We start from the raw sequence: 16,465 nt of genomic DNA, 5'->3' as shown, positions 1-16,465 counted from the left end.
TGACCTTTTTTATCGGAAAGAACGAATTCTTATAACCTAGATTCATATCTTCTAAGCATATATAATCTTTTAAGCATTTTCTTTCTAGCATTGATTTTTTGCTTTTTTCTGATCTCTGTCATTGGCTCAAAAAATCTTCTAGCTCTAGTTTCAGTAACAATAAGATTTCTATCACATTGTTTCTTAAACCTTCTGTACGCTTCGTCAAAAGATTCGCTCTCTTTTACTTTAATGCCTGGCATGTAAAGTTCACCTACTTTCTTTTTAATTTAGACGTGCATTATATTTAAAATATACTTAATTTCAATTTAACTAAAGTTTGAATATAATAAATATACTAAGAAAGAAGGTACTATTTTGAATTTAACACACTTAGATGATAATAATAGACCAAAAATGGTCGATGTTTCAAATAAAAATGAAACTACAAGAATAGCAGTTGCTTCAGGTGAGATTTCTATGAGTCAAGAAGCATATAATGCTATTATGGAAAATAATACAAAAAAAGGTCCTGTTATTCAGACAGCTGTAATTGCTGCAATTATGGGTGTAAAGAAAACAAGTGATTTAATTCCTATGTGTCATCCACTTCTTTTAAGTGGTATAAATTGTGACGTAAATGAATTACCTGAATTGCCTGGATTTAAGCTTATTGTAACTGCAAAGTTAAATGGTCAAACAGGTGTTGAAATGGAAGCTTTAACAGGTGTTAGTGTTGGTTTACTTACAATATACGATATGGTTAAGGCAATTGATAAATCAATGGTTATTTCAAAAGTACAATTAGAAGAGAAGTCTGGTGGTAAAAGTGGTGACTTTTCAAGAAATGAGAAATAGGTATAAAGGAGGTTAAATGATTGATTTAAATAAAGAAAAACTAAAGTTAGATTATCCTTGTAACTGGAAGTACAAAATTGTTGTATTAGAAACTATTAGTATCAAAAAAGTTCTTACAGATGTGATTTCTCAAAGAGAACATAGTGTAAAAGAATCAAAGGTCAGTAAAAAAGGTAAATTTAAAAGTTATACTTTAGAATTACTTGTACATAGTGACGATGATAGAACAGGTTTATATGAAAACCTTGGAAATCATTCTGATATAAAAATGGTTTTATAGATTATGAATAGAAGAGACTTTCTAAATATTTCGAAAGCTGGAATAGTTACTTCTGCATTTTTTGCTAAGGACTTATTAGCTTTTGAACCTCCTGAAATAAGATCATCATATTTTTACGTAGAACAAAAAGATGAAAGTGATTTTCAAGAAATAAGAAGAAAGCTAAATCTTATTCAAAGACATGTTGGCTATGGAAATTTTAATATTTTAGGATTTGATGAAGCTTTAAAAATAGCAAAGAGAGTTTCTAATATTGGGGAATTTACAAAATCCCAGTTAGAGTTTTTAGAGTTTATGTTTTATTACAATCCTTCTTCACATGGCTTTTATGGAAAAAGAATTACAAATAGTATTACTGATGAAATAAACAAAAAAGAGATTGTAAAAGTTCCTAGAACAGGTCACTATCTTTTTAAGGGTAAACCTTTAGAAACTTATAATGATATGGTAGATGACATTGGAAGTACACTTACCTTAACTTCTGGAATTAGAAGTGTTATGAAGCAAACAAAACTATTCTTTGATAAAATTGCTTCTGTAAATGGAAATATTACAATTGCTGCAATTTCTTTAGCTCCTCCTGCTTATACTTATCATTTTGTTGGAGATTTTGATGTAGGTAAAAGAGGTTTTGGTCATGCAAACTTTACATCAAGATTTGCATTAACTGATGAATTCAAGAAAATTAGATCATTAAAATATGTTGATGTTAGATACACAATTAATAATAAGGATGGTGTAAGGTATGAACCTTGGCATATTACGACTGTTTAAGATTTCTATAATATTTATACTAATTCAAAATTTATATGCACAAGTTCAAACATACGACTTTGATTTTATCAAAAAAGGTGAATTAGACGATAATACTCTTCTTTTAATTGGAGGTATTCAAGGTGATGAACCTGGGGCATTTATGGCGGCATCTTTAATAGCAACTCATTATGATATTAAAAAAGGTTCTGTTTGGGTTATTCCAAATCTTAATTTTTATTCAATAATTAAAAGATCAAGAGGTCCTTATGGGGATATGAATAGAAAGTTTGCTGATCTTTCTTCTTCTGATCCTGATTATGAAACAATTCAACGTATAAAAAAGTATATAAAAGCTCCCGAGGTTAAGTTAATACTTAATTTACATGATGGAAGTGGTTACTATAGAAAAAACCATATTAATAATCTCTATTCACCTAAAAGATGGGGACAATGCTCTATTATTGATCAATCAAAACTTGATATTCCTAAGTATGGTAACCTCCAAGAAATTTCAACAAAAGTGGTAAATAGTATAAATGAAAAGCTTTTAAGACAAAAAGATGTTTATGGTGTAAAAAACACAAAAACAAGACAGGGTGATAAAGAGATGGAAAAAACTCTTACTTATTTTGCAATAAACAATAAAAAAGCTGCTTTTGCAAATGAAGCTAGTAAAGACTTACCATTACATGAAAGAGTTTACTATCACCTTTTAGCTATTGAAGCATATATGGATATTATGGGAATAGAGTTTGAAAGAAAATTTGAGGTTACTACTGCTTCTATTAAAAATGTAATTGACCATGATATTTATATTTCTTTTTATGATGAACAAATTAAACTTCCACTTAGTAAGGTTAGAAGTATTTTAAAGTATTTTCCAATTAACAAAGATGGTATCTTAGAGTTCACTCCCTCAAATCCTTTAATGACCATAGTTAAACAAGGTAAAGAGTATGTTATTCATTATGGAAATAGAAAGTTAGCAAAACTTCATCCTGATTATATCAAAGTTGTAAAAGATGATAGAGATATTAATTTTACGATTGATGGAGAGAAAAAAAGTGTAAAACTTGGAGACATAGTTTATGCGCAAGAAAGCTTTTTAATTGAGCCTATTGATGATTTAAGAGTGAATATCATTGGGTATGTAAATAAATCTTTAAATAGTGAAGTTGGAGTTCTTGTAAATAAAAATGAAATTCAAAAAAGATTTTCAGTTGATAAAGATGGGGATTTATTTAGAATAGAATTCTATAAAAAAGATAAGTTTATAGGGATGGTTCTTTTAGGATTTGAAAAATAGAGTTTTAAACTCTATTTTTTAATTAGTCGAAAGATACAAGTTCTTTTTTGAAAAGCTCTTGATTTAACTTTTTACAAGCAGTTTTATAAAGTTTTTCAACTCTCTCTTCTTCATCTTTTACGATTTGTGCTACTTCTTCCAAAGATTTACCTTCTTCAAAAGCTACAAAAGTTTTAAACTCTTTTTTTGTAAATTTTCTTTTTAATACATCTTTGATTTCATCTTCAGGTCTTAATACACCTACTAGTTTATCAATATGTTTAAAAACAGCTTCTGTATAGTTCATTTTTTTCCTTTTACTTATTTATCCAATTTTCTAATGTGTTTATATCTTTATAAGATGTTAAGTCAAGCATTATTGGAGTTATTGATACATAATTTGCTTTTATTGCTTCAAAATCACATGATTTATCAGAGCTTTCTTGCCAGATTAAAGGGTGTAAACCAATCCAGTAATACTCTTCACCTCTTGGATTAAGATGTCTATGTGTATCATTTCCATACTCTCTATATCCAGCTTTTGTGATTTTTATACCCTCACATTCATCGGGTTTGATAGGTGGGATATTAACATTTAATAGCTTTCTTTCATCTAATGGGAACTCATTATTTAGTATTTTTGATGCTAATTTGGCAATAGTTTGTTTTGCTAAAGCAAAATCCCAGCCATCTTTTATATCAAGACACTTGTTTCTACAAACTTGTGAAATAGCAATTGAAGGAACTCCTTGAAGTACAGCTTCCATTGCTCCTGCTGCTGTTCCACTATATGTGATATCTTCTCCCATATTTGCACCAATATTAATACCACTTATTACTAAATCAGGTCTAAAGTCATCATCAACTTTGTCAAGTTTTAGAGGTCTATCTAAAGTTAATGAGTGACCACATGCTGATTTATTTTTAGCAGGAGCAACTATTGTTAGTTTTGCAATTGGGCTTAAAGCCTCAATTAAAGCTTTTAGTCCAATGGCATCAAAGCCATCATCATTTGTAAGTAAAATATGTTTTTTCATCATGCTACTACATATGCTCCTTCTATTTGTTTGATTAAATTTTCTACATTTGAAGTTACTTTAAAACCTGTTTCTAGTTCAATATCTGCAAGTTTTGACTTAACAAGTACCTTAAACTCTCTTCTTCCTTGATTGTTTGCAATAATATCAAATAACCTATACATTACATCATCTTTATCATCAAAGGGAATAGCTACAGTTAAAGGTGGTTCTATTTTTTCTACTTGTTTTGTTTTTACTTTTTCTCTTTTTGCATCTTGAAGACTTTCTATTTTTAAGATGTTCATTCTTGTAAAGTTTTCGTCTTTTGAAATTCTTACTTTAAAAGCTATTGGTTCAGAGTCACTTGGACTTCTTAAATCAATACCGAAGTTATCCTCAAGCTCTTTTAGTCTATTTTCAAACATCATAAGCTCAATATTTCCATGTAAGTCCATGATTGAAGCAATACCAAATTTATTTCCTTTCTTAGAAATCTTTTCAGTAATACTCTCTATTTTACCTACAAATAAAGCTTGTGAACCATCAGCAATCTCATCAATTTCTGATGATAAAGTATATTTGATTTGATCTAATTGCTCTCTATAATCATCAAGTGGGTGACCTGATACATAAAAACCTAAAGAAGCTTTTTCAAGTTCAAGAAGCTCTTTATTGTCAAACTCTGGTAGTTCTTCTAATTGGATTTCAACAGAAGTTAATTCTTCACTATCTCCAAATAAAGAGCCAACAGCCATTTTCTTAGCTTTTGCTACATTACCAACTGCTTCACCTATTTGCTCAATTTGATCTAGCATGGCTTTTCTTGTATAGTGGAAACCATCTAAAGCACCTGCTTTAATAAGTGATTCAATTACTCTTTTATTTACTTTGCTTCCATCAATTCTTGAAATAAAATTGGAAAGACTAGTAAACTCTCCATTTTCTTTTCTTTCTTTTAGAATTGAGTTAATGGCAATATCTCCAGCACCTTTAATTGCTCCCATACCAAACATTACTACTTCTTCTTCCTCATCTAGCTTTTTAGCAGAGAAAACTAAATCTGATTTATTAATATCAGGTGGGAATAAATCAAGTCCTAATCTTTTTACTTCATCCACATACTTTACAACTTTGTCTGTATTATCTTTTTCAAGAGTAAGTAGTGCTGCCATAAACTCAGATGGATAATAACATTTAAGATAAGAAGTATAGAAAGTTACAAGGGCATAGGCTGCTGAGTGAGATTTATTAAATCCATATCCAGCAAACTTTACAATAAGGTCAAACAGTTCTTCTGCATAAGCTCTTGTATAACCTTTTTCTTGAGCACCATCGGCAAACTCTGTTTTAAGTTTGTCCATTTCTTCTTTAATTTTTTTACCCATAGCCCGTCTAACTAAGTCCGCACCACCAAGTGAGAAGCCACCAATACTTTGTACAATCTGCATAACTTGCTCTTGATATACAATAACTCCGTATGTCGTTTCCAATATGGGTTTAAGTGCAGGTTCTAACTCATCATGAAAGTAGTCAATCTTTGCTCGACCATGTTTTCTATCGATGAAGTCATCAAGCATTCCTGACTCCATTGGACCTGGTCTATATAAGGCTAGAACGGCAATAATATCCTCGAAGTTTGAAGGAGCTAGTCTTTTACATAAGTCTTGCATACCATCGGATTCTATTTGGAATAACCCAATTGTATTACCTGTTTGAATAAGATCATAAACACCTTTATCATTTACATCTGTAGTTAAGAAATCAACTCTTTTTCCATGTCTTTTCTCAATTAATTTATTTGCTTCTTCAATAACTGTAAGGGTCTTAAGACCTAAGAAGTCAAATTTAATTAAGTCAACATCTTCTACATACTTACCATTATATTGAGTGGCTAAAGTATCAAGTCCTGAAGGTTTAAATAAAGGTGTTTTTTTCCATAAAGGCTCATTTGAGATAACCACACCTGCTGCGTGAGTACCTGCATTTCTATTTAGTCCTTCTAATGCTAGAGCAAACTCCCAAACTCTTTTTGATAGTGGATCTGAGTCACAAAGTTCTTTGATTTTTGGTTCTTTTTCATATGAATCAGTAAGATTAATACCAAGTTCATCAGGAATAAGTTTTGCCATTGCATCAGCTTTTGCATAAGGCATATCAAGTACTCTTGCAACATCTCTAATTACCCCTTTTGCAAGAAGTTTACCAAAGGTAATAATTTGAGCAACATTGGCACGACCATATTGTTGAACAACATAGTCAATAATCTCACCCCTTCTACTTTGACAGAAATCCATATCAATATCGGGCATTGATACCCTCTCTGGATTTAGGAATCTCTCAAAAAGTAAACCATAAGGCATAGGATCAATATCCGTAATAAATAAACAATATGCTACCAGTGAACCAGCAGCAGAACCCCTACCAGGTCCTACTGGAATTCCCATTTGTTTTGCAACAATAACAAAATCCCATACAATAAGCATATATCCTGGGAATTTCATGTTGTTGATAATATCAATTTCTACTTGAAGTCTATCTCTATACTCTTCATGTTTTTCAGCAGGAACTATTTCAAGTCTTTTTTCTAAACCCTTCCAACACTCATAAATAAATAAAGCTTTATCATTTTCAAGTGAATATTCTTCCTCTGGAAAAGGAATTTCTACATTTTGTTCTTCTAGTTTATTTCTTGTAAACTTAAAGTTTGGAGGAGTTGGGTTTCCTAGTTTTATCTCTAAATTACACTTATCAGATATTTCTTGTGTTGCTTCAATAGCTTCTGGAATATCTGCATATAGTTTTGCAATTTGTTCTGGGGATTTTAAATAAAACTCATGAACTGAGTGTCTTAATCTATTTGGATCATCATAAAGTTTATTCATTGCAATACACATAAAAGCCTCATGTGCATCAGCATCTTTTGGATTTAAGTAGTGTGTATCATTTGTAGCAACTACTTTTATTCCAGTTTCATGTGCAATTCTTAAAATCTGGTCATCAACAAAGTGTTGGTCACCAATTCCATGTCTCATAATTTCAAGGTAGAAATCATCCCCAAAAATATCTTTGTACTCTAAGGCAACTTCTTTTGCCCTTTCATAACCTTTTGCACCATTTCTTACATTCCTTTCGTTTTGTAAGTTTAGGTGCCAGTTTATTTCACCTTGTAGACAAGCAGCAGAACAAACTAGACCTTCGCTATTTTCTCTTAAAAGCTTTTTATTGATTCTTGGATAGTAATAAAAACCGTGCATGTAAGCTTGTGAGCTTAGGTACATTAGGTTCTTATATCCTGTATCATTTTTTGCATATAAACATAAGTGGTATCTTTGTCTATTTGTCTTATCTCCTAACTCTTCTGAGTTATGAATATAAGCTTCCATTCCAATGATAGGTTTAATACCTTCTTTTCTCATGGCATTGTAAAAGTCAATTGCTCCAAACATGTTACCATGGTCAGTCATGGCAACAGAGGTCATACCAAGATCTTTTACTTTTTTAGCTAGGGGTTTAATTTTATTTGCACCATCTAGTAGTGAATATTCTGTATGTAAATGTAAATGTGTAAATTGTGGTGTATCAGACATAATATAATCTTTTTAAAATAATTTTTGTTTTTTAATAGTTTATATTATATCTAAAAAATGATTTTGAGCCTCTTTAAAACCAAGATTAAAACACTCTTCAAGTTCTTTAAAAGTGAACAAAGAAAAACCTCTAATATGTGGACTTCCTAAATACTGGTGTGTATGAGCAATTGAGTGGGCATGATTTTCATATAACTGTTTAAAAAGTTTTTTATGAATTGTTTTAATTGGGTTAAGTCTTTTGATGTTTTGTTTGCTAGATTTTGGAAATAAATCTACACTAAAAATATGATAATTTTTTTCTAATAAAGGTTTGATAGGAACATTATCAAATAAACCCCCATCTATTAAGTGCATACCTTTATATTTTACAGGTTTAAAAAGAGGAACTAAGGCAGATGAAGCCATACATAAAGTTATAGTATCACCATTATTAAAGTAGTGAAGCTTTTTTTCTTTTATATCATAGGCATTTACATAAACAGGTTTTGGAATATCTTCAAGTTTTTCTATTGGTAATAACTCTTTTATAATCTTATTTGAGGAATCAATTTTTAGTAAACCATTTCTAAAATAGTTAAATTTTAAAGCTTGTCTTACATCTTTACTTCCAAAAATTTTTAGTTGTTCTTTTGCAGGAATCCCACTCGCATGAGAAGCACTTATAATACTTCCAATTGATGAGCCGCTATAGGCTTTAATGTCTATATTTTGTTCTTCACAGAAGTGTAGAACCCCTAAATGAAAAGCGCCTCTAGCAGCACCTCCACCAAGAGCTAAACTCAAATTATTTATCATTTTTATCTAACCAATCTATTATTTTAAACTCTCCATCAAAGGTTTCAACTATAGCAGTACAACTCTCGACCCAATCACCGCAGTTGAGGTATTCTATCCCATCTATATCTCTTATTTCAGCTTTGTGGATATGTCCGCATATAATACCATCATATCCTTTATTTTTTGCGTGGTTTGATAAAACGCTTTCAAAGTCGTTTATAAATGAAACTGAGGATTTAACTGAGTCTTTTACATATTTTGATAAAGACCAATATTTTTTGATTCCAAGTTTTTGTCTTGTGAAGTTTAATGCTGCGTTTAAGTATAACAGCAAATCATATCCATAATCACCTAGAATTGCTAACCATTTTTTAGTCATGGTAATAGAGTCAAAAAAGTCTCCATGGGTAATATAATACTTTTTGCCATTAATTCCTTTATAATCAAGTTCATTGGAGATATTTAAAGAATCTCCTAAAACAAGTGGTACAAAGGGTCTTATAAACTCATCATGGTTACCAGTTATGAAGTGTACATTTGTCCCTTTTCTGGCTTTTTTTAAAACTTTTTGAATAACATCTGAGTGAGTTTGAGGCCATACAAATTTTCTTTTTATAGCCCAACCATCTATAATGTCTCCTACTAAAATTAGGTTTTCACTCTCATTGTGTTTTAAAAAATCTAATAATTTTTTTGCCTTAGAAAACCTTGTTCCTAGGTGAATATCTGATATAAAGATGCTTTTGTATTTCATATTCGAATTTTAGAGTACTTTGATTACAATTGAATAACAAAAGAAAATTGATATTTAGGGTATTCTTCAAGATTTTGTAAGCTAGATTTAAATAAAATTTAAACAATTATACTAAGGGGAATTTTATGTTGAAAACTTTTGCAAAGACTTGTTTATTAGCCGCAGCTGCTATGTTATTTTCGGGGTGTCAAATACATCAAACGATTGTACAAAAAGAACAACTAGCCAATGTAAAAGGTCAATCAATAAATAATAATTCAGGAAGTGCTAATCTAAGCACTAACCACCTTCAACAAACAAATGATGAAGTACAAGTTACTAAAGAGTACTTAAAAATTGCAAATGACCAAGAAAGATTTGTAACAAAGCAGTATACTTTAGAAGGTACTATTAACTCTTTAGCAACACAAATGATGAGAAATCAAAAACTTGCAACAAATAAACCTGTAATAATTACTTCTTTTGTAAGACTTGACCAATTTAAAAAAACAACTGAATTTGGTAGAATTGTAAGTGAAAGTTTAATTAATGAGCTTTCAAACAAAGGTTTTAATATAATCGAATTTAGAGGTCAATTAGCTGTATCTGTTGATAATAATGGTGAATATTTTATCACTAGAAAAGTTAGACAAATGAAAGGTAAAACACCAAATACTTATGTTGTAGTTGGTACTTACTCTAGACAATACAAAAAAGTGATATTAAACGCAAGAGTTATCGATAACATCACAGGAAGAATTATCACAAGTGCTAGATCTACTTATCATCATGGAAGAGCAAATGATTGTATGATGTTCAATGATTGTAGACCTGCAAGAACTGTAAAAATCGTAAAAGAATAACAATCTAAATGAAACCCTCTTATTTTAAAAGCTTAAGAAGTATTTTACTTCTTAGTTTTTTAACTCTTTTTCTAACTTCATGTTCATACTATAAAATTCCAATTGATGGTGCAAATGACTTTCACTCACTAGTATCAAAACTAGTTGATGAATCAGCTGTAAAGATTAAAAAAAATGTAGCTTATGAAGAAGTTGTATTAGTTTCTGATTTTGTGAATATACAAGACTTAGAAAATAAATCACAATTAGGTTTTTTACTTTCAAATATGTTAAAAGATAAACTTGTGTCTTTAGATATAGTTGTAAGAGAAGTAATCTTTGGAAAAGAGTTTCAGTTAGGACAGCAAGGTTTTAATATGCTTATTAGAGATAAAAATAAGATCATCTCTGATGAGGTTTCAAAAGCTAGGTATGCTGTTGTTGGAACTTACTCTATATCAACTAGAAGTTTAAATATCTTTATAAAATTGATTGATGTTCAAACTGGAAATATTTTAGCCTCTTCCCATGAAAGAACATCAATAGATCAAGAGATTTTAGATTTAGAGGGTGAAGAAAAAAGAAGTATTGTTCTTAGACCAAGAGTAGTTTTATAAAATATCTTGGATTAAGAACTGAGCGCTTAGCTCTCCTCTAAATTCATTTTTATTTACTGATACAATAATATCAAGTGTATTTGATAGGTTCGTATTACTATCATTAAATTTTAAAGCTTCAAATATAACACCTTCACTATTAAGTGTAAGTTTTAAGTGGTTTTTATCTCTTCCTATTAAATCATATTTTACTAAGTTTACATTTGATAGTTTAAAGATTGGTTTATGATTTTGTAGACCATATGGTTCAAACTGTTCAATAATAGATAAAAACTCTAAATCAACAGATGAAACATCTAATTCACCTAATGTTTTAGGTTCAATATGTAGCTTATCTTTTTTATCTTCTAATTGTTTATTTATGATAGCTTTAAACTCTTCTAGGTTCTCTTGCTTCATAGATAAACCAGCAGCATTTTTGTGACCACCGTAGCCTAATAATAAATGTTTTGCTTCTGTGATTAAATCATATAGATTTATGTCTGCATTTGCTCTTGCACTTCCTTTTGCAATTCCATTGTTTAGTGAGAAGATAAAAGCAGGTTTTTTGAAATGGTTTGACATTTTAGAAGCAACAATACCAATAACACCTTCATGCCAATCTTCACCCCAAACAACAACAGCATTGTCTTCTTTTTTTGAAGCATTTAAAGCTTTTTGAGAAATCTCTTCTTGTAAAGTTTTTCTGTAATTGTTTAACTCTTCTAATAATTGTAAAGATTCATTTGCACTAAAAGAGCTATTTGAAAGTAAAAAAGATAGTGCTACTGAGGCATCATCCATTCTTCCTGCACTATTTATCTTTGGAGCAATGAAAAAGCCAATATCATCGGATACTAAGGCTTCTTTACTCATAACTTCATTTAGTTTTTTAAAGGCTTCTCTTTGTGAGCTTTTGATTTTTTTTAGACCTTGCTTTACCATTGTATAATTAAGTGCAGTCATTGGCATAATATCAGCAACGATAGCTAAAGCTAAAAGGTCTAAAAAATCCGTCATATTAATATTTAGATTTAACTCTTTTTTAATTGCTGCACATAAATACCAAGCAACTTGAGCACCACAAATATCTTTGAACTCAAAATTACAATCTGCTTGTTTTGGGTTTACAATTGCTATTGCTGGTGGTAATTGTTCCCCTACTGTATGGTGATCTGTTATGATTAAATCAATGCCTTTTTCTTGAAGCTTTTTAGCTGCCTCAACTGCTGAGATACCATTATCAACTGTTATAACTAAGCCCTTATCAATCATATCAACTATTTTTGGGGATAAACCATAGCCATGTACAAATCTATTTGGAATTATGTGATTTACTTTGTATCCAACTTTATTAAAAAAGTCTAACATAATAGTAGTTGAGACTACTCCATCAACATCATAATCGCCAACTATGGTAATAGTTTCATTGTTTAGTACAGCTTCTTTTATTCTAGTTGAAGCTTTTTTTATGTCTTTAAAGTTATTTGGTGAGGGGATGTCAGCAAGACGTGAATAAGGATTATCCACATGTCTTGCTGATAGAATTTCAAAAAGTCTATTTTTTGTAATTTTAGACATTAGTCTTTTTTATTTGCTTGTTTAACAAACTCTAAAATAATTGGATTCGGAGTCTCTAAATGTGATGTAAATTCAGGGTGGAATTGTACACCTACAAACCATGGATGGTCTTTAATTTCAACAGCTTCAATTAAACCATTTGATTGTCCAGAAATAATCATACCTGCTTCTTCTAATTTTTCTTTATAAGCTGGATTTGCTTCATATCTATGTCTATGTCTCTCATGGTAAATCTCTTCATTTCCATAAGCTTTTTGAAGATTTGTTCCTTTTAATGGCTCAAATGGATATTCACCAAGTCTCATAGTTCCACCCATTGGTGATTTATGAGTTCTTAATTGTTTGTTACCACTTTGATCCATAAATTCATCAATTAAGTAGATTAATGGTTCTTGTGTATTTTCATCAAATTCAATTGAGTTAGCATTTTCTATACCTAATACATTTCTAGCATACTCAATAACTGAAAGTTGCATACCTAAACAAATACCTAAATATGGAACTTTATTTTCTCTAGCATATCTAATAGCTTTAAGTTTACCTTCAACACCTCTGTGTCCAAATCCACCTGCAACTAAAATACCATCAGAATTTCCAATAACTTCATATGCACCTATGTCTTCAATTTTTTCTGAATCACACCAGTGAATATTTACTTTTGTATTTAAGTGTGCACCTGCATGAATTAAGGCTTCAATTAATGATTTATATGACTCTTTTAAATCTAAGTATTTACCAACAAATGCAATTGTAACTTCATCTTTTGGAACTAAAATATTTTTAACTAAAGTATCCCATCTTTCCATGTTTGGTTTAAATTTTATATTGAAGTGATCTGATAAAGGAGTTAAAATCCCTTCTTTAATAAAATGTAATGGAACTTGGTAGATTGATTGCGCATCACCTGCTTCAATAACTGCATTTCTATCTATGTCACAAGATAATGCTAACTTGTCTTTTAAGTTTTTAGGTAACTCTTTTTCCGTTCTACAAACTAACATATGAGGAGTGATACCAATTCTTCTTAACTCTTGAACTGAGTGTTGAGTTGGTTTTGTTTTAAGCTCACCTGCTGCTTTGATATAAGGAACTAAACTTACATGAATGTTCATAGTTTTATCTTTAGGCTTTTCATGTCTGATAGCTCTAATAGCTTCCATAAATGGTAGACCTTCGATATCACCAACTGTTCCACCAAGCTCGATGATTAAAAAGTCTTTTTCATCTGCAGCTGCATAGATTCTATCTTTGATTTCATCAACAACATGAGGAATAACTTGAATAGTCTTACCTAAGTATCCCCCTTCTCTTTCTCTTTTAATTACACTTTGGTAAACTTGTCCAGTTGTAAAAGAGTTTTTAGCAGTTAATGTTGTGTCGATAAATCTTTCATAGTTTCCTAGGTCAAGGTCAGTTTCAGCACCATCAGCAGTAACAAAAACTTCCCCATGTTCTAGTGGACTCATTGTTCCAGGGTCAACATTTAAGTAAGGGTCAATTTTAAGCATACTTACTTTGAACCCTGATTGTTTTAAGATTGTTGCAACAGATGCAGAAGTGATACCTTTACCAAGTGAACTTAATACCCCACCAGTTACAAAGATGAATTTAGTCATTAAAAATACTCCAATTAAATTAAATAGTCATAAATATATTTCGCGATTTTAGCTAAAGTTTGTTGATAGATAAGTTAAGCTAGGCTTATGTGAGTTACTTAAAAGCTAGCTTCTAGCTAACTTTTAAGATTTAATAAATTATTTAAGTTTATCTGCTCTTGGATAAATGAATACAGCTTTTCTTAGAACACTAACTCTTTCAGGGTCTTCTTTAGCATAAGCTCTAATTGTTATAGCTATTGGTGTGTCTTTTGTGTTATCTTTTACTAAAACTTTTTCAGTTTGTAAAATTACAACTTTTTTTCTAAGTTTTCCAGGTTGTAGTGTAAATGGTTTAAATCTTTTGATTTCAATATCTTTATTATCAACTATTTCTAAGTGATAAGTTAAAGGTTTTGATTCAGTATTTTGGAATAAGAATACAAAGTTATTTGCAACTACATTGTTTTCTTTGATTTTATATAGCTGAGTTGTTTTATTAACATTTAAAAGCATATACTCTTTTGTTCCACCCATTGCAAAAAGTAAACCTAAAACAATAGTAAGAGCAGCAGCATACATAATAGTTTGCTTTCTTAACATCTTTGTTGGTTTATCATTTTTGATTTCATTTGTACTTGACCACTGAACAAGTGAAGGTTTTCCAAGTTTTCCCATAACTGTAGTACAAGCATCTACACATTCTAAACAGTTTATACATTCAAGTTGTAAACCTTTTCTAATATCAATATGTGTAGGACAAACTGTTACACATGATTCACAAGTAGTACACTCATCAGTTTGGCTTGGTAAATCTTTTGCTTTAAAAATTATCTTTTCTTTACTCTCATTATAAATCTCCCCACCTCTATTTGTTGAATAAATAGCTTGGTAAGTATTGTCATCATAAAGTACCGATTGAACTCTTGAGTAAGGACAAATATACACACAGAAATCTTCTTTTAAAAATACTGCATCATAAACTAAAAATGCTGCAATTGCTAAAACAAATCCTATTAAGAACATATGTTCTGTAGGGTTTTGAATATAAGCAAAGAAGTCTTCAGGAGGTACGAAATACCACATAAAGTTAGATGCTGCAAGAAGGGCTAAACATGACCAGATGATAATAGCAATCAATCTTTTAGAAGCATTTTTTGGTTTTGAGTAGTCTGGGTCTTTTTGTTTGTTTTTGATTCTTCTAAGACCTAAAAGTTTACCTTCTATTAAATCTCTATATACAACCCTAAAGATTGTTTGAGGACAGGCCCAACCACACCATGCTCTACCACCTAGTGAAGTAACTGCAAAAATTCCTAAGAATAGAAGCATTAATAAAAATGGCATAAGATATAACTCTTGCATATCAAATGCTGTACCTAATAGATGTAATTGTTTTTTATCAAAAGATAATAAGAAAATGTGGTTACCACCAATAGTAATAAAAGGTAAGGATAGAGATATAATAGTTGCAACTATATATCCGTAATACCTTTTAATTCTATATGGAGTCTTACTTAAAAATTCATTTTTCTCTTTCACTGTAAAACCTTTCGTTTGTGATTATAAGCTTAATTATATATAAAGCTTCCTTATAATAACCATAAACAACTATAAGTAAAACTTATATAGTGAAAGAGTATTCATAATCAGCCTTGAGTAAGCTTTTTATAGTCTTCTATTTTTTTAGAAATTTCATTTTTTACTTCTGAAACATCGTAAATTTCAAAGTTTTCTATACTTGGATAAGATTTTATAATATTTTCAAATTCAGCTATCGTATCATCAATTGATTTACTTTCAATTACAGGGATATTTAGCTTTTTTATTAACTCTTCATTGTATGATTTATCTTCTCTTTTAAATAAAACAGGGCTATTCCCACATGAAATAGACTCTAATGCTGTTTGAAGTGAAGCTGTTAATAGATATTTACTATTTTGAATAGTTTCTACGTACTCTTCTTCATCAATTACTTCATTAAAGTGTTGTGTAAATATTTTTTCATTTCCTAAAAAGAAATAGTGTCCCATAAGAAGTGTAATATCATGCTTTGATGACTCTTTTACTCCTTGTAAAAATAGCTCATTATAATCATCATCACCAAAGAAAATAGCTTTTTTAATACTTGGGTTTTCGATTTTTGTATAAAGTTCTTTATCTACAATAATCTCACCTAATTCTTCTAGGTTATAAACTAGTGAACAAAACTCGCTCATTCCTTCTTGCATTAACTCATTTGTTTCATCTGTATTGTAAAGTAAAATGTCTCTTTTTTGCATGATATTGTGAAGATTTCTTACAACATCAATATTCACATATCTTCTAATACCTAATAAGTCTTTCGCAAAAGCTCCTGCTCTAAAATCACTAGTACATAAAATAGGATCAAACTCTTTTAATTCATTTGCTATTGCTGCACATCTTTTTGCACCTTCTAGACCAATAGCATGACCACTTTTTGCATAAAAATAAACTTGCATATTAATTACCTCTTATAATAGTTTGTATGTATTTAAGACTTTAGTATACTAAAAAGCTACATAGCTTTTGGTTAAACTAAGTTTAAAGTAA

At 30.2% G+C, this 16,465-nt stretch carries 16 protein-coding genes; 6 read left to right on the top strand and 10 right to left on the bottom strand.

Annotated features, from left to right (window positions below):
* Window positions 1–29 precede the first annotated feature (29 nt).
* Complete coding sequence (gene rpsU / locus NJU99_RS14545) at window positions 30–242, bottom strand: 30S ribosomal protein S21 (RefSeq protein ID WP_254576631.1); 213 nt, start codon at window positions 240–242, stop codon at window positions 30–32.
* 115 nt (window positions 243–357) lie between these two features.
* Here rpsU and moaC point away from each other — a divergent pair, with 115 nt between their 5' ends.
* The 4 genes from moaC to NJU99_RS14525 are packed head-to-tail and all read left to right on the top strand — an operon-like array spanning window position 358 to window position 3,179.
* Window positions 358–837 carry a cyclic pyranopterin monophosphate synthase MoaC gene (gene moaC / locus NJU99_RS14540; RefSeq protein WP_254576630.1) on the top strand — a complete coding sequence of 160 codons (480 nt, stop codon included), beginning with the start codon at window positions 358–360 and terminating at the stop codon, window positions 835–837.
* A gap of 16 nt (window positions 838–853) precedes the next feature.
* A complete protein-coding gene (locus NJU99_RS14535) occupies window positions 854–1,117 on the top strand; it encodes an HP0495 family protein (RefSeq protein WP_254576629.1) in 264 nt (87 codons plus the stop codon).
* A 3-nt stretch (window positions 1,118–1,120) separates the two neighbouring features.
* A complete protein-coding gene (locus NJU99_RS14530; RefSeq protein WP_254576628.1) occupies window positions 1,121–1,891 on the top strand; it encodes a D-alanyl-D-alanine carboxypeptidase family protein in 771 nt (256 codons plus the stop codon).
* Window positions 1,863–3,179, top strand: coding sequence for a M99 family carboxypeptidase catalytic domain-containing protein (locus NJU99_RS14525; protein ID WP_254576627.1), 1,317 nt, complete (start codon window positions 1,863–1,865; stop codon window positions 3,177–3,179). The genes NJU99_RS14530 and NJU99_RS14525 overlap by 29 nt, the downstream gene beginning before the upstream one ends.
* 22 nt (window positions 3,180–3,201) lie before the next feature.
* Here the strand turns inward: NJU99_RS14525 and NJU99_RS14520 are convergent, their stop codons facing one another.
* Genes NJU99_RS14520 through NJU99_RS14500 form a run of 5 tightly spaced genes read right to left on the bottom strand, consistent with a single transcriptional unit; the run spans window position 3,202 to window position 9,298 of the window.
* Window positions 3,202–3,465: a hypothetical protein gene (locus NJU99_RS14520; RefSeq protein WP_254576626.1), complete on the bottom strand. Its 264-nt coding sequence runs from the start codon at window positions 3,463–3,465 to the stop codon at window positions 3,202–3,204.
* A gap of 10 nt (window positions 3,466–3,475) precedes the next feature.
* Window positions 3,476–4,195 (bottom strand): 5'/3'-nucleotidase SurE, encoded by a 720-nt coding sequence (gene surE, locus NJU99_RS14515; protein ID WP_254578107.1) that lies wholly within the window; start codon window positions 4,193–4,195, stop codon window positions 3,476–3,478.
* Window positions 4,195–7,764 (bottom strand): DNA polymerase III subunit alpha, encoded by a 3,570-nt coding sequence (dnaE, locus tag NJU99_RS14510; RefSeq protein WP_254576625.1) that lies wholly within the window; start codon window positions 7,762–7,764, stop codon window positions 4,195–4,197. The genes surE and dnaE overlap by 1 nt, the downstream gene beginning before the upstream one ends.
* Before the next feature lie 39 nt (window positions 7,765–7,803).
* Complete coding sequence (locus tag NJU99_RS14505; protein ID WP_254576624.1) at window positions 7,804–8,562, bottom strand: patatin-like phospholipase family protein; 759 nt, start codon at window positions 8,560–8,562, stop codon at window positions 7,804–7,806.
* The gene (locus tag NJU99_RS14500) at window positions 8,552–9,298 is read right to left on the bottom strand and encodes a UDP-2,3-diacylglucosamine diphosphatase (RefSeq protein WP_254576623.1); all 747 of its coding nucleotides are present in this window, start codon (window positions 9,296–9,298) and stop codon (window positions 8,552–8,554) included. Before NJU99_RS14500 ends, NJU99_RS14505 begins: the two co-directional genes overlap by 11 nt.
* Before the next feature lie 125 nt (window positions 9,299–9,423).
* Here NJU99_RS14500 and NJU99_RS14495 point away from each other — a divergent pair, with 125 nt between their 5' ends.
* Both NJU99_RS14495 and NJU99_RS14490 read left to right on the top strand, forming a co-directional pair.
* Window positions 9,424–10,140: a FlgO family outer membrane protein gene (locus NJU99_RS14495; RefSeq protein WP_254576622.1), complete on the top strand. Its 717-nt coding sequence runs from the start codon at window positions 9,424–9,426 to the stop codon at window positions 10,138–10,140.
* 8 nt (window positions 10,141–10,148) lie between these two features.
* A complete protein-coding gene (locus NJU99_RS14490) occupies window positions 10,149–10,736 on the top strand; it encodes a FlgO family outer membrane protein (RefSeq protein WP_254576621.1) in 588 nt (195 codons plus the stop codon).
* Here the strand turns inward: NJU99_RS14490 and recJ are convergent.
* The 4 genes from recJ to NJU99_RS14470 all read right to left on the bottom strand — a co-directional run bounded on the left by recJ (window position 10,731) and on the right by NJU99_RS14470 (window position 16,374).
* Entirely contained in the window at window positions 10,731–12,296 is a 1,566-nt protein-coding gene (gene recJ, locus NJU99_RS14485) for a single-stranded-DNA-specific exonuclease RecJ (protein WP_254576620.1), read from the bottom strand. The two genes, NJU99_RS14490 and recJ, sit on opposite strands and share 6 nt — an antisense overlap.
* Window positions 12,296–13,912 (bottom strand): CTP synthase, encoded by a 1,617-nt coding sequence (gene pyrG, locus NJU99_RS14480; protein ID WP_254576619.1) that lies wholly within the window; start codon window positions 13,910–13,912, stop codon window positions 12,296–12,298. The genes recJ and pyrG overlap by 1 nt, the downstream gene beginning before the upstream one ends.
* 138 nt (window positions 13,913–14,050) lie before the next feature.
* Window positions 14,051–15,433 carry a cytochrome c oxidase accessory protein CcoG gene (gene ccoG, locus NJU99_RS14475; protein WP_254576618.1) on the bottom strand — a complete coding sequence of 461 codons (1,383 nt, stop codon included), beginning with the start codon at window positions 15,431–15,433 and terminating at the stop codon, window positions 14,051–14,053.
* Between the two features lie 107 nt (window positions 15,434–15,540).
* The gene (locus NJU99_RS14470; protein ID WP_254576617.1) at window positions 15,541–16,374 is read right to left on the bottom strand and encodes a hypothetical protein; all 834 of its coding nucleotides are present in this window, start codon (window positions 16,372–16,374) and stop codon (window positions 15,541–15,543) included.
* Window positions 16,375–16,465: the final 91 nt, after the last annotated feature.

Source organism: Arcobacter roscoffensis (assembly GCF_024267655.1).
Taxonomy (GTDB): domain Bacteria; phylum Campylobacterota; class Campylobacteria; order Campylobacterales; family Arcobacteraceae; genus Arcobacter_B; species Arcobacter_B roscoffensis.
This window is presented reverse-complemented; position numbering and strand designations above follow the sequence as displayed.

Coding starts and splice junctions, on each gene's coding strand:
- rpsU (WP_254576631.1), bottom strand. CDS start 242: ATGCCAGGCATTAAAGTAAAAGAGAGCGAATCTTTTGACGAAGCGTAC.
- NJU99_RS14535 (WP_254576629.1), top strand. CDS start 854: ATGATTGATTTAAATAAAGAAAAACTAAAGTTAGATTATCCTTGTAAC.
- NJU99_RS14530 (WP_254576628.1), top strand. CDS start 1,121: ATGAATAGAAGAGACTTTCTAAATATTTCGAAAGCTGGAATAGTTACT.
- NJU99_RS14525 (WP_254576627.1), top strand. CDS start 1,863: ATGAACCTTGGCATATTACGACTGTTTAAGATTTCTATAATATTTATA.
- NJU99_RS14520 (WP_254576626.1), bottom strand. CDS start 3,465: ATGAACTATACAGAAGCTGTTTTTAAACATATTGATAAACTAGTAGGT.
- surE (WP_254578107.1), bottom strand. CDS start 4,195: ATGAAAAAACATATTTTACTTACAAATGATGATGGCTTTGATGCCATT.
- dnaE (WP_254576625.1), bottom strand. CDS start 7,764: ATGTCTGATACACCACAATTTACACATTTACATTTACATACAGAATAT.
- NJU99_RS14505 (WP_254576624.1), bottom strand. CDS start 8,562: ATGATAAATAATTTGAGTTTAGCTCTTGGTGGAGGTGCTGCTAGAGGC.
- NJU99_RS14500 (WP_254576623.1), bottom strand. CDS start 9,298: ATGAAATACAAAAGCATCTTTATATCAGATATTCACCTAGGAACAAGG.
- NJU99_RS14495 (WP_254576622.1), top strand. CDS start 9,424: ATGTTGAAAACTTTTGCAAAGACTTGTTTATTAGCCGCAGCTGCTATG.
- NJU99_RS14490 (WP_254576621.1), top strand. CDS start 10,149: ATGAAACCCTCTTATTTTAAAAGCTTAAGAAGTATTTTACTTCTTAGT.
- recJ (WP_254576620.1), bottom strand. CDS start 12,296: ATGTCTAAAATTACAAAAAATAGACTTTTTGAAATTCTATCAGCAAGA.
- pyrG (WP_254576619.1), bottom strand. CDS start 13,912: ATGACTAAATTCATCTTTGTAACTGGTGGGGTATTAAGTTCACTTGGT.
- NJU99_RS14470 (WP_254576617.1), bottom strand. CDS start 16,374: ATGCAAGTTTATTTTTATGCAAAAAGTGGTCATGCTATTGGTCTAGAA.